Origin of the sequence: Neptuniibacter sp. QD48_55 (genome assembly GCF_047778115.1) — a bacterium.
Lineage (GTDB): Bacteria > Pseudomonadota > Gammaproteobacteria > Pseudomonadales > Balneatricaceae > Neptuniibacter.
This window is the reverse complement of record NZ_CP180555.1, coordinates 590,140-603,423: the sequence shown is the minus strand read 5'-3', so window position 1 is coordinate 603,423 and position 13,284 is coordinate 590,140. Positions and strand designations below refer to the sequence as shown.

Sequence of the window (13,284 nt, the reverse complement as noted above, 5' to 3'; positions counted from 1 at the left end):
TAAAGCAATAAAATCTGATGTTTTTTTGACGAATAGTTATGCCGATCCTAAATTCTGCAATTTTTACGCCAATTAAAGGTCGTCTTTGAATTCATCAGGGATAGGTAACTTATCAACTTGTAAGTTACTTGGACGCTCAGCTTCACGCTCTTTATATCGCTTCAACTGGAAGACATAGGCAAGCACTTGAGCCACAGCCATATACAAGCCAGATGGAATCTCGTCATCTATTTCAGTGGAATTATAGATTGCACGCGCCAAAGGGGGCGCAGAAAGGATAGGAATATCATGTTCATCGGCTATTTCTCGGATCTTTAATGCCACAAAGTCCGCCCCCTTAGCCACTAAAATCGGCGCACCACGCCCTTCACTCTCATATTTTAAAGCGACAGAGTAGTGAGTCGGGTTGGTAATAACTACATCAGCCTCAGGCACTGATTGCATCATTTGCCTTTGAGCAATTTCACGCTGCAACTGCCTGATACGCCCTTTGACCTCAGGTTTACCTTCGGTATTTTTTAACTCATCCTTAACCTCTTGCAAGGTCATTTTCATTTTTTCGGTATAGTCATACAACTGATAAGGCACGTCTACCACAGCCACGAGAATCAAGACTGCACTAAGCGCCATAAATACCCAGATTATGGTCTCTAATGCCGCATCTATTGCTGGTCGCGCCTCAAAGGTACCCAGCGCCAACAGATCCCCCCTGATAGTCCATAAAATCAATATAGCAAATCCACCGACAAGCGAGAACTTTGCAATCGCCTTAAAAAGCTCGATCAATGATTTGAGGGAAAACATCCGTTTAAGGCCTGCTAAAGGGTCTATTCGACTACCTTTAGGTGCAATTGACTGCGCACTAAAGTTCCAGCCCCCTAAAGCAATAGGCCCAACCAAAGCAGCAATCAAAAGAACTCCAAATATTCCCGCTAAGCCCATGAGCGACTCTTTAGCAGAAGCTCCAAAATGCGCCAACATTTTATTAGTATCAAATACATCAGCGCGGCCTAGAATGAAATTACTCTCCATGATACCCAACATGCTATTTGCTAACTGAGCACCAAAGATAATCACAGAAAAAACAGCAGCCATTAGCACAAGCGTTGTAGCCAGCTCTTTCGACCGCGGAACGTCCCCCTTCTCCCGAGCTTCTTTTATTCGCTTGGGTGTGGGGTCTTCTGTTTTTTCCTGACCAGAATCTTCAGCCATAATCGCGCATCACAGAAAAAGGTTCTCGATATAATCCAAAACAAAGGCAGAGATCCGCATATACTGATCCAAGAAACCACCCAAGTTTACCCAGTTAATAAATAAGCCAAGCACCATGGTAAATGGAAAGCCTACCGCAAGAATATTTAACTGCGGAGCAGCTCGAGACATAATACCAAAAGCCATGTTTACCACTAAAAGAGCCGTCACCGCTGGTAACGCCATCAGCATAGCAGCTGAAAACATCCAACTACCCGCCATCAAAATTCGCCAGTAGCTTCTTCGGTCTATTGCTTCCAAGCTTATAGGAACAACATCAAAGCTCCTCACAACTATTTCAATCATAACCAAGTGACCATTAAGAGCCACAAAGATCATCATAATCAATGTCAGATAAAACTGACCCAACATAACAACCGAGATACCATTAGCAGGGTCCGTCATTGACGCAAAACCAAGACCCATCTGAAGCGCGATCATCTGACCACCTAAGACAAATACTTGGTAAAAAACCTGAAACAGGAAACCCAGCATTGCCCCAACCAGAATCTGCTGAGCAATAATTAGATAGGTATTAAAATGCAGTCCATCGAACTCAGGCATCGCCGGTAATAATGGCGCGACCACCACGGTTACAGCAAGAGCCAAAAACAAACGCACACGAGCATTAACAAGCTGACTACCTAGTAAAGGCACAGCCATAAAGAATGAAGCAATTCTAAAAAAAGGCCATAGAAATGCAGCTACCCACTGTTCGATCTGCAGAACACTCAGCTCAAACAAGGGATTAACCTATAAGGTAAGGGATGTTTTTCACTAGAGTAGTGAAATGCTCAGTCAACTTGGTTAAAAGCCAAGGGCCTGTCCACATAATTACAAGAATCGTAATGATAAGTCGAGGCAAAAAGCTCAATGTCTGTTCGTTAATCTGTGTAGCCGCTTGAAAGGTTGATACCGCCAAACCCACTATCAAGCTTGGTACAATCAAGACACTAACAATCAAGACTATTAACCAAAACGCCTCGCCAAAGAGACTAAGTACGACTTCGGGTGTCATATTTCCTCCTTAGCTATATACCAAAACTGGCGGCCAATGTGCCTATCACCAACGCCCAACCATCCACTAATACAAATAGCATAATTTTGAATGGCAAAGAAATAATTACTGGCGATAACATCATCATACCCATAGCCATCAAGACACTGGCAACCACCAAGTCGATAACCAAGAATGGGATAAACAACATAAAGCCGATCTGGAAGGCAGTTTTTAATTCACTAGTTACGAATGCAGGCACAAGCACGGTAAAAGGGATCTGCTCAGCCGCTTCTACGGCTGGTGTACCTGAAATTCTCATAAAAAGATCCAGATCACTTTCACGGGTTTGCAGCATCATAAAATCACGAAACGGGCTGCTTGCCGCCTGAAAAGCCTCAAACACCCCCATCTCTTCGTTAACATAAGGCGTTACAGCCTGTACGTAAACTTTATCCAGCACTGGCGTCATAATAAACAACGTCAAAAACATCGCCATACCAACCATGATCTGGTTAGATGGCGTTTGCTGAAGACCTAAAGCCTGCCGGAGAATCGCAAAGACAATAATAATACGGGCAAACGAGGTCATCATCATGAGCATTGCTGGCAAGAATGTCAGCATGGTCATGAGCGCGAGCACTTGAAGTGTCACACTGTAATTACTTTCACCATTTTCTCCGGTTGTAAGCGTTACAGCCGGAATCCCCACATCCGCAGCGTAAGCTAGATGTGGAAAAAGAAAGGACACAAGAAGAATTGAAACTAACTTAATCAGCCTCATCAACGCTCCGTCGCTTTGAAATAGCCTCTCCTAGGCGCGCAGCAAAGCTCTCACTCGACTGGTCATCAACAATAGGCTTATCAAAAGCGTGCAGATGAGAAACGCGTCCTGGCGCCACACCCAGTAATAACTGCTTATCACCAACCTGGACTAATACTGCTTTTTCGCGTGTACTCAAAGGCAATACACTTAAAACCTTCATATGGCGAGCCATTGGCGTAACGCCGCTAAAACGCCTAAAGCACCAAGAAAGGATAAAAATCATACCAATGACAAACAGCAAGCCTAATAGTAATTGCGTGAGAGCAGCAGCAGAGAATGGCTCTTGATAGGATGTAACAGGCACGACTGAAGGCTTAGCACCCGAAGCAGTTTCAACACCCAACGCAAAAGCACTGGGTGAGATAGTTACAAGCAGACATAACAACCAAGACCGCATAGGTTATTTAAGACGCTTGATTCGTTCTTGAGGGCTGATCACATCGGTCAGACGAATGCCGTATCGATCATTTACAACAACCACTTCACCATGCGCGATGAGTGTTCCATTCACCATTACATCCAAAGGCTCACCTGCAACACGATCTAACTCAATAACAGATCCCTGATTAAGTTGTAACAGGTTACTAATTGGAATATCCGTTTGACCTACTTCCATAGAGAGCGTTACAGGAATATCCAAAATTACATCAAGCTTAGGATCTGTGACTGGCGCGCCTTCATCAGTTAATTCATCCAACTCAACTGAATCACCCGTCACACCTGTTTCAGCAAGCAAAGCATCAGGGTCGACTGTTTCGCCCCCCTCTTCAGTGACCTGCTCTTCCATGGCCGCAGCCCATTCGTCAGCTAACGCTTGCTGGTCTTCAGTTTCATCACTCATCGCTTTTGCTCTCTATAATACAATCGCTTGCACACTTATTTAGGGCGTTGAATTTGATCAACAATTTTAACGGCCAAATTGCCTCGAGAAACACCCATAGTGCAATTATAAACAGGTACTTTGTTAGCTTTTAACTCAAATTTTTCCGGTAGCTCTATTGGAATAACATCACCAACCTCCAACTCAACAACATCCCTTAGCGTCATTTCTTGTTTCGCTAAGGTCATCTCCAATGGCAAACCAGCCATTAAAATATCCCGCTGCAGAGCTATCTGCCAACGCTCATCCTTTTCATCTTCGCTATTTTGGAAACCAGAGACGAGAAGATCACGAATCGGCTCCAACATTGAATACGGCATCGCCACGTGGAACTCACCAGAACCACCTTCCAGGTCTACTTGAAAAGTGCTTACAACTACAACTTCAGTTGGATTGATAACGTTAGCCATCGCCGGATTCATTTCATGACCGAGATGCTCAAAGGTAAGCTCTTTTACCGGAGCCCACGCCTCTTCCAGATCAATAAAGAACTGCTCTAAAGCTTTATGGATAAGACGCGTCTCTGTTGGCGTAAACTCTCGACCTTCGATCTTGGCATGTCGCCCATCACCACCGAAGAAGTTATCAACCAGTTTAAATACCAGCTTAGCATCCATAATAAACAGAGCGGTACCACGTAGCGGGTTGACTCTGATGAGGTTCATACTGGTAGGAACGTATAAGGTATGAATATAGTCGCCGTATTTCATCACCTGAACACCACCTACGGTCACATCTGCCGCGCGGCGTAACAGGTTAAAAAGACTAATACGGGTATAACGTGCAAAACGCTCATTGACCATTTCGAGCGTAGGCATTCGGCCACGAACGATTCGTTCATGGCTGGCAAGGTCGTAGCCTCGGACATCACCTTCTTCTACTTCCGCATCGTCAGATGTTTCAACATCCCCATCATCGACACCATGCAATAGAGCATCGATTTCATCTTGCGAAAGTAAGTCTTTGACCGACATTTAGGAATAATCTCCTATCAGCCTAAATTGCATTACTGCATAACCATGTTAGTAAACAAGATCGTTTCTACACCCGGCTTACCAATTTTTTCCTGCATAATCTCGCGCACAAGGTCAGTTGAGCTTTGTAACAATGCCTCTTTACCTTCAACCGTTTGCAGAGTGCGGAAATCTTGCGTGCTATATAAATTGTTTAAGCGCGAAACAACCAGAGGCATATGCAATGTCAAAGCATCTGCTACAGCCTGATCCCGACTTTTTGCTTCTACATACAACTGCATATAGTGCGGCCTATTATCACTTGACTGCAGAGTTACAACAAACATTGGTTTGCCGCCCATAGTTCTCACTTTGGTGTAGATAGCCTCAGCTCGAACAGGCTCAGCTGGCGCAGCTTCTTCAGCCGCAGGCTCGTTATCGCCACCTAAGAAAAACAAAGCAGCGGCAGCACCACCACCGCCAACAACAACTAGCGCAAGCACAGCAATGATGATCAACTTGAGCTTAGATGATTTCTTTTCGCCGCCTTCAGCGCCTGCTTCCTGCTCTTCAGCCATCTCTATATCTCCAACAAAAAACGCGACACTCTACAGTATGAACTACATATCGCTAAAAACAGTATTGCGCCTAATATAACACACTGATTTTAAGGCTGAAGATTAAGAACAAACAAAAATACGATTTAGAGCAAAGAGCTTTGCAAAAGCATAAATTATATTCGCTGAACAAAGCTCACAAACCGCTCAATTAAGCGTAATAATCCACTAGGGATACTGATCGAGCATTTTCTGGTCGAGCACCCTCTTCCCCTTCGACACCAACGCTTCCACCGTACTGATTACCAGAGGCATCACCATCTGCAAACTGCTCTCGTCGTTGCTGGTCTGCGGACTGATCAGAAACCGAGGAATCCTGCAGCGCCAAACCTTGCTCAGCAAACATCTCACGTAACCTAGGTAAACTTTGTTCAACCGCATCCCTGACATGTGCATGCGGAGAGGTAAAATTAAGACTTACCTGATCCTGATTGATATTCACTCGAATATTAAGCGAACCTAACTCTGGTGGATCCAACTTAATCTCTGCGACCCGCGTATTTTGAGCCGCGATCATGATTGCTCGCTCGCCCAACGCATTATTCCAGGCAGGCGTATTAACCTTAACATTCTGCGGCATCATCAAATTCTGCCCTTCAGTAACGACCTTTTGAGCCGCCGTAGGCGAAGCAGAATTCACCTGACCAATAGTATTTGAGGCCAAACGTTCCACTACTTGTGTAGCGGTCACATCCCCTTTGTCACTGGCAGCTACTTTTTGCATAAGTTGCTGAGTCATCTCCAAAGCAGATTCAATCTTCTTAATACTACTGTTATCAGTCTGAGAATTCAGAATCAGCTCAGATTTAGCTGTTTGTGAAGATACCAATGACTCTGCTACTGCACGATTAGCTGATTTAGCAGCATCCACTTCAACCTTTCTTGCAGTTGGGTCAAACAGTTTCACTTCATCAGCATCAGTAGCAGCAACTGGATTTTCACCTTTAACTGGAGCGGACGTTATATCCGCCTGAGCATTTACAGATGGTGTACCCACCTTAACGGACGCATCATTAGCTACTGCCTGCTGTGAATTAGACATATCCGCTGCAGCATTAACTGTAACTTGAGATTGCTGAATATTTTGCTGACTTAGAGGCTGCTGAGTAGCTTGCTGATTTTGAATATTTGAACCTGGAACATCTGTAGCATTTGCATTGTCTTTTGCAACTAATTGTTGCGAATCCTGAACCTCAGTGAGTTGAGCTGAATTCTGAGATGTGGCCACTGAGGCTTTAGAGACAGCACTCTTAACATCTACTGACGGTTGAGCTTGAGAATTACTCACCTCTGCAGCAGAAATTTGACCGGAATTTGTATTAGCGCGCGAAGCTTCAACTTCTTGCTGTGCGGAAGCGGCCTTTGCATTCAGATCAACAACAGCATTCTTGGGCGGAGGCGTAATAACAACTTTATTCTCGCTCCCCACCTTAGCAACACCAGGATTACTCGGAACCGAAACGACTTTATCCGTATCGGCATTTGCAGGAATAGCCCCGACCTCCTTACCACCATCACCTGTGGTCGGCATTATCGGCTGCTGCTCGGTATATTGACGCAGCGCTCTTGCTAGCTCTGCACTCAACTCTGGCGGTAACTGAGTATCTTGAGCCGATTGCTGCTCTAATAGCTGAGCGATCTGGCGCAGCTGATCCTGCATCTGATCTTCAGGAAACAGTTGCTCTAATTTCTGCGGCAAAGCCTCCCCTTCAGGCGGCAACATCCCGCCGCCAGAAAATTTAGCGACAGGCACGCTGGCATCAGTCTGCTGATTAAGAACTGCTCCAAAACCACCTAACAACGGAACAGTCCCAGAGGCTGCAGACGGCGAGCCCTGAGGGGTTATAGATAAATTAAGAGATAATAATCCGCCTCCAGTAGACGGGGATACTTGCTCACTCATTTCAGGCTCCTATTAATATTGCCTGATTTGAATAAAGCAAAATGGAGGCCAATCTAGATAAAAGGTGTTTTAATGACCTGAGAGCGCTCATCTAATTGCTTTTGTAGCGCCTTTTCTTCTTCAAGCTGCTCTGTCTCTATCGCCTTATCCGTAAGTTTCTGCAATCCCTTCATTCGCGCATATGCAGACTTCCAATGTTGTTCAACTACCTCAAGCTCTTTTCTATTCTGCTCCATCGCTTTAGCTTGAGTTGACTTAGCTTGTTGAATCTTTTCCAAGAAAGCCTGCTGAGTATGTAATTGAGCCCCCGTACAACCCTCAGCGTGCGCACCTAAGTAGCTTTGCTGATATTCAGAGACATACTCATCCAATTGAGCCATAGTTCGCTGATCCTGCTCTATACGCTGGCGGCTCGCGGCCAAAAACTGATCTGCTTGCTTCTTCTTTTTTTCTGCCAGATCTAAGACGAGTTGTAAGCGTTTGGAACGTTTACTCATTTTTGCAGCCCATTAGTTACAGCAGGCCTACGCAATTGCTGTTGCTGTGGTTCTGCGCTAGGTGTTGGCGGCGTAGTCAAAATCATCACCATCTGCTGCATTGATTGCTGCAAAGGAAATGCTTCATTTATCCCTTGCCTTAAATAAGCATTCATCGAAGGTAAATTATCCATAACAAAATCCGTATCTGGATCACTACCTTTGACATAAGCGCCAACATTAATCAGATCTTCATTCTGCCTATACTTAGAGTATAACTGCTTAAATCGCATTGCCATTTGCAAATGATCTGGCTGAATAATTTGCGGCATCGCTCGACTGATAGAAGCTTCAATATCGATTGCAGGATAATGCCCCTGCTCAGCCAAACGGCGGGACAACACGACATGCCCATCTAGAATAGCCCTTGCAGAATCCGCCACTGGGTCTTGCTGATCATCACCTTCGGTCAAAACAGTATAAAACGCAGTAATCGATCCACTTCCAGCTTCACCGTTACCTGCTCGTTCAACCAGCTTTGGGATTTTGGCAAATACAGAAGGCGGGTAGCCCTTTGTTGCCGGCGGCTCACCTACAGCCAAGGCGATCTCGCGCTGAGCCTGCGCATAGCGGGTCAGTGAATCCATCAACAATAGAACATTTTTACCCTGATCCCTGAAATATTCTGCAATCCGAGTAGACAGCTGTGATGCTCGCAAACGCATGAGAGGGGAGTCATCTGCGGGTGATGCCACCACAACAGAACGCTTTAGACCATCCTCACCAAGGCTGTGCTCAATAAACTCTTTAACTTCTCGACCACGTTCACCGATCAAGCCAACGACAATAACTTCTGCCTCAGTAAATCGAGTCATCATACCAAGCAGTACAGATTTACCTACACCACTACCGGCAAACAACCCCATCCTTTGGCCGCGCCCAACAGTAAGCAAGCCATTAATAGTCCGGATACCAACATCAAGCGTCTGCTTAATAGGGTCTCGCAATAAAGGATTGATTATCTCTCCAGCCAACCCGGTTTCCGCTTCCGGCTGCAATGGTCCTTTACCATCAATAGGTTGACCAACACCGTTCAACACTCTACCCAGTAGACTCATACCTACAGGCACTTTACCTGAAGCACTTAAGGCAATAACTTTGGTTCCAGACTGCAGACCTTCAATAGGGTAAAGCGGCATCAAATAAATACGATCACCAGAAAAGCCCACAACTTCCGCCTCAATCTGTTGATCAGGAGATAACTCTATAAAACAACATTCACCGACCGCACACTTTATACCGACAGCCTCAATAGTAAGACCTATCATGCGGGTAATCCGCCCCTCAATTCGAGGCTGAGGCGTATCTAGTCGATGCTTTTGATATTTAGCTAAACGAGCCAATAACTCACTCATGAGCTTATGCCGAATCGTTTTCTACATTGGAGAGAAATTGTTTAACTACTGTAGCAAAATGCTGATCCAAATTGTGTTCGACTACAGTGCTTGCAGCTTGAAGTTCATAACTACCTTGAGGAATATTTTCATCAACAATATATTCCAAAGTAACACCTGGCATTAGCAGCATTTTTTCGAGGTAAGGAAGATCATCTTTATTGACTTTCGCAACAACCGTACCTAACGGTTCAGGCACACTTCGAAGGGAACTACTGATAGACTTCAGCAATAATTCTTGCCTAACGGACAACTCTGCTCCAACCGTAGCTTGAGCCAGTGAAACAACCAAATCAACCAACTGCTTTTCAATTTTTTCAGTTTGCTGCTTTAACGGAAGCTCAAATTCAGACAGCATATTGCTTAATAACGCTTGAAGACGAAGAACTTCAGCTTCACCTTGCTGAAACCCCTCTTTATATCCCTGCTCTTTACCCTCTTCAGCCCCTTTCGCACGACCTTCTTCCAGGCCTTTAAGACGCCCCTCTTCAAGACCAGCAGCCAAGCCTTCGATACGCGCAGTTTCTCGAATTTCTTCTAGTTCAGCTAAAGTGATTTTTTCTGCAGCGATAACCTCTTCTACAACGGTCACTTCGACAGGATCTTTTTGCTGCAAACCAACAACATGCTGACCTGCAACCTGCGGCAATTCCCAACCAATAAGCTCAGCAGCCTCAGCAGCCTTAATGCGCTTAAAAACTTTATTCTCAGACATACCCACTTAGCCTAGAGCATCTCTTCGCCACCGCCGCCAAGGATGATTTCACCCTCATCAGCCAGACGGCGAGCTACAGTCAGAATCTCTTTCTGCGCTTCTTCAACCTCAGACACTCGCACAGGTCCTTTAGCTTCAAGGTCATCGCGTAACAATTCAGAAGCACGTTTGGACATATTACGGAAGACTTTTTCTTGAAGAGCGACATCTGCACCTTTCAGAGCTACAACCAGAACATCTGTAGACACTTCACGAAGTATCGCCTGAATGCCTTGATCCTCTACATCTTGTAAATTTTCAAAGACAAACATTAGATCCGAGATAGTTGTAGCGAGATTTTCATCACTCTCTTTAATCCCTTCCATCAACTCGGCTTCTATACTCGAATCGATAAAGTTCATAATATCGGCAGCATTTTTGATACCACCAAGAGTCGCAGAACTCGCACCACTCGCGCCAGCAAATTGACGCTCAAGAATATCATTCAGCTCTTGTAATGCTTGCGGCTGGATACGATCTAATGCAGCAACACGCATCAAAATATCTAGCCGCTGTTTATCATCAAAGAAACCCAGCACACCGGCTGCAACATCCGGCTCAAGATAAGCACAAACAACTGCCTGAATCTGAGGGTGTTCGTAACGGATAATTTCAGCAATTTGACGAGGCTCCATCCAGCGAAGAGTATCTAGACCAGATGTATTCGTACTCATCAAAATACGATCAAGGAGGGTTTTAGCTTTCTCTTCACCTAATGCCTGATTGAGCATTGAACGAATATAGATATCATTGTTAATGCCAATACCGGTCTGGTCGCTTACCAAACCCATAAAGTCACCAACAACAGATTCCACCTTTGTTTGTGGAACATTATTCAGTTGAGCCATCGCTTCACCAATCATCTGAACCTCTTTAGGGCCCATATGTTTAAGGATTTCAGCGGCATCGGCTTCACCTAAGCTAATCAGAAGTATGGCAGCTTTATCAATCTCACTGACTTCCCCCTGATTTGCTTCATCACTCATCTTTACCTACCCATTGCTTCACAGCCTGCGCAACACGCGCAGGATCTTCCGCAACCATACTACGAATCGCGTTCAACTGATAATCAAAGCTTTCATTTGGAGTTGGCAATAGCCCATCATCACTACCAAAAGTTACCGAATCAGAAGAAAAATCACCGCCATCAAGGCCCTCTAATTCTGCCGACACTTCACCCGCAGCACCCAAGCCAGCAACATTACCTGCAGTGCCAGCTGATGCTAGGTTTTTAAGGATAGGGCGTAAAATACCGAATACTAGAACAAGAACAAACACCGCAGCCATAACTTGTTTAACAATATCCCAGATCCACTCTTGTTCCCAAAGTGGTACATCCTCAGTAACAATTGGCTGCTCAGGGACAAACGGTGTATTTACAACATTCACACTATCTCCGCGGAGCGCAGAATAACCTACAGCATCCTGAACAAGAATACGCAGACGCTCTAACTCATTCTGCTGCCATGGTGTGCGCTTAGCATCACCTGTTGACGGATCAACACTTGATAGGTCATCAACCACAACTGCGACGGTTAAACGACGCACGCGACCCTGCTGATGTTTGGTATAGCTAATAGTACGATCTAATTCAAAGTTACGCGTCGCTTGTTTACGAGAAGAACCCGGCGCACCGTTGTTAGCCAACACGCCCTCGCCTGATGCCTCTTCAGGTACACTGCTCGGTCCTGGAGGCTGATTAGACAATGCGCCTGGCACACCTACTGGCGCAGCACCACCAACCCTCGACTCATCCATTGTCTGCTCACTACGAAGCGCTGGAAGATCAGGGTTATATAATTCGTCAGTTTGTTCGACTGCTGTAAAATCAACATCGGCTGACACTTCTGCACGGAAGCGCCCCATACCTACAACCGGCTGAAGGATACTGTTTACACGGTTGAGCATAGTTTCTTCTAAATTACGCGTGTACTCCAATTGCTTAGCAGCTAAAACAACATTGACGTCTTTATCACGCATATTTAGTAAACGGCCGCGCTGATCTACAACCGTCACATCTTTAACGTTTAACGCTGGAATACTTGAAGCCACCAAGTTAGCAATAGATGCAACCTGATCACGCTCTAGTTGACGCCCAGAGAATAACTCAAGGAATACAGATGCTGTCGGTTTACGGGTATCACGGATAAAGACAGTATCTTTTGGAATAGCTAAGTGAACACGTGCATTGCGCACAGCAGTCATACTGGAAATTGTCCGAGCCAATTCACCTTCAAGACCACGACGATATTTTGTCGTTTCCATGAACTGACTGGTACCCAGGCTTTGTTCACGATCTAGAATTTCAAAGCCCACCGTTTTATCAGCAGTAAAACCTTCGGAAGCAAGCTTAAGTCTAGCCTGATGAACATATTCATCCGGAACCAAAATAGCTCGGCCATCTGCATCAAACTTGTAAGGGACATTATAAAGGCGGAGTTGCTCTATAATCTGGTTAGCATCAGAGAAATTAAGATTACTAAATAGAACACGCTGGTCTGGCTTTTGCGACCACAAAACAACAGCAAAACCAATAGCGACACTTGCCGCTAGACCAACCATCAAACCAATCTGCCTAACAATACTTAGCTTATTAAAGCCAAGCATTGGGCTTCCGCTTAATGTTTCTGCGCTATCTGCCACTGCCACTTATCCTGTTAATTCTATTTATATTTAGATTGGCATCTTCATTACGTCTTCATAGGCCGTAACCAATCGGTTACGCACCTGAGTCATCGCTTGAAACGAGACTGAAGCTTTTTCTGCAGCGATCATGACTTGTGGAAGATCAACTGTAGGATCCCCTTTCTCATACGCAACCGCCATTTTTTTGGCATCCGCTTGAGTTTCACTTACACCATCAACTGCATTTTTTAAAATCTCACCGAATCCCGTACGATCAGAGGGTTTAACAGCACCTGGTTCAGAGACCATTCCCGACATCATTTCTGGAGATGCATTCTGCACTTGAGTCTTAATCGTCCTCATCTGCATCAGTACACTATTTATGTCAGCTCTATCTACCATAACCACACCCAACGGCAATTTATTGACATTATAAACAGTCAATTTACTTCATCAAGGTAAAAACCAAGAACAACACGACATTTTTTTGTCTTTTAATACTTGGTTTCACTTTTTACATACAGATAAAAGCAAAAAACGGGCCAATA

General features: G+C 44.9%; 15 protein-coding genes. All 15 read right to left on the bottom strand.

The annotated features are described in order from the left end of the window. Positions 1-72 precede the first annotated feature (72 nt). Positions 73-1,212, bottom strand: coding sequence for a flagellar biosynthesis protein FlhB (gene flhB / locus ACMXYW_RS02580; protein WP_415900075.1), 1,140 nt, complete (start codon positions 1,210-1,212; stop codon positions 73-75). Between the two features lie 9 nt (positions 1,213-1,221). Further along, positions 1,222-1,995, bottom strand: coding sequence for a flagellar biosynthetic protein FliR (gene fliR, locus ACMXYW_RS02575; protein WP_415883428.1), 774 nt, complete (start codon positions 1,993-1,995; stop codon positions 1,222-1,224). Positions 1,996-1,999: 4 nt separating this feature from the next. Further along, a complete protein-coding gene (gene fliQ / locus ACMXYW_RS02570; RefSeq protein ID WP_415890231.1) occupies positions 2,000-2,269 on the bottom strand; it encodes a flagellar biosynthesis protein FliQ in 270 nt (89 codons plus the stop codon). A gap of 13 nt (positions 2,270-2,282) precedes the next feature. Then, positions 2,283-3,032 carry a flagellar type III secretion system pore protein FliP gene (gene fliP / locus ACMXYW_RS02565; RefSeq protein WP_415900074.1) on the bottom strand — a complete coding sequence of 250 codons (750 nt, stop codon included), beginning with the start codon at positions 3,030-3,032 and terminating at the stop codon, positions 2,283-2,285. After that, the gene (gene fliO / locus ACMXYW_RS02560; RefSeq protein WP_415900073.1) at positions 3,019-3,471 is read right to left on the bottom strand and encodes a flagellar biosynthetic protein FliO; all 453 of its coding nucleotides are present in this window, start codon (positions 3,469-3,471) and stop codon (positions 3,019-3,021) included. Before fliO ends, fliP begins: the two co-directional genes overlap by 14 nt. Before the next feature lie 3 nt (positions 3,472-3,474). After that, complete coding sequence (fliN, locus tag ACMXYW_RS02555) at positions 3,475-3,915, bottom strand: flagellar motor switch protein FliN (protein ID WP_415900072.1); 441 nt, start codon at positions 3,913-3,915, stop codon at positions 3,475-3,477. A 35-nt stretch (positions 3,916-3,950) separates the two neighbouring features. Continuing rightward, the gene (gene fliM, locus ACMXYW_RS02550; protein WP_415900071.1) at positions 3,951-4,928 is read right to left on the bottom strand and encodes a flagellar motor switch protein FliM; all 978 of its coding nucleotides are present in this window, start codon (positions 4,926-4,928) and stop codon (positions 3,951-3,953) included. 32 nt (positions 4,929-4,960) lie between these two features. Then, positions 4,961-5,485, bottom strand: coding sequence for a flagellar basal body-associated FliL family protein (locus tag ACMXYW_RS02545; protein ID WP_415900070.1), 525 nt, complete (start codon positions 5,483-5,485; stop codon positions 4,961-4,963). Positions 5,486-5,675: 190 nt separating this feature from the next. Continuing rightward, a complete protein-coding gene (locus ACMXYW_RS02540) occupies positions 5,676-7,427 on the bottom strand; it encodes a flagellar hook-length control protein FliK (protein WP_415905107.1) in 1,752 nt (583 codons plus the stop codon). Between the two features lie 53 nt (positions 7,428-7,480). Next, entirely contained in the window at positions 7,481-7,924 is a 444-nt protein-coding gene (gene fliJ, locus ACMXYW_RS02535; RefSeq protein WP_415905106.1) for a flagellar export protein FliJ, read from the bottom strand. Next, on the bottom strand, positions 7,921-9,318 hold the full coding sequence (fliI, locus tag ACMXYW_RS02530) for a flagellar protein export ATPase FliI (RefSeq protein WP_415905105.1): 1,398 nt from the start codon (positions 9,316-9,318) through the stop codon (positions 7,921-7,923). Before fliI ends, fliJ begins: the two co-directional genes overlap by 4 nt. A 4-nt stretch (positions 9,319-9,322) precedes the next feature. After that, positions 9,323-10,072 (bottom strand): FliH/SctL family protein, encoded by a 750-nt coding sequence (locus ACMXYW_RS02525; protein WP_415905104.1) that lies wholly within the window; start codon positions 10,070-10,072, stop codon positions 9,323-9,325. Positions 10,073-10,083: 11 nt separating this feature from the next. Next, positions 10,084-11,097 carry a flagellar motor switch protein FliG gene (gene fliG, locus ACMXYW_RS02520; RefSeq protein WP_415905103.1) on the bottom strand — a complete coding sequence of 338 codons (1,014 nt, stop codon included), beginning with the start codon at positions 11,095-11,097 and terminating at the stop codon, positions 10,084-10,086. Continuing rightward, positions 11,090-12,718 (bottom strand): flagellar basal-body MS-ring/collar protein FliF, encoded by a 1,629-nt coding sequence (fliF, locus tag ACMXYW_RS02515; RefSeq protein ID WP_415905867.1) that lies wholly within the window; start codon positions 12,716-12,718, stop codon positions 11,090-11,092. Before fliF ends, fliG begins: the two co-directional genes overlap by 8 nt. A 66-nt stretch (positions 12,719-12,784) precedes the next feature. Continuing rightward, positions 12,785-13,138, bottom strand: coding sequence for a flagellar hook-basal body complex protein FliE (gene fliE / locus ACMXYW_RS02510; protein WP_415905102.1), 354 nt, complete (start codon positions 13,136-13,138; stop codon positions 12,785-12,787). Positions 13,139-13,284 lie beyond the last annotated feature (146 nt).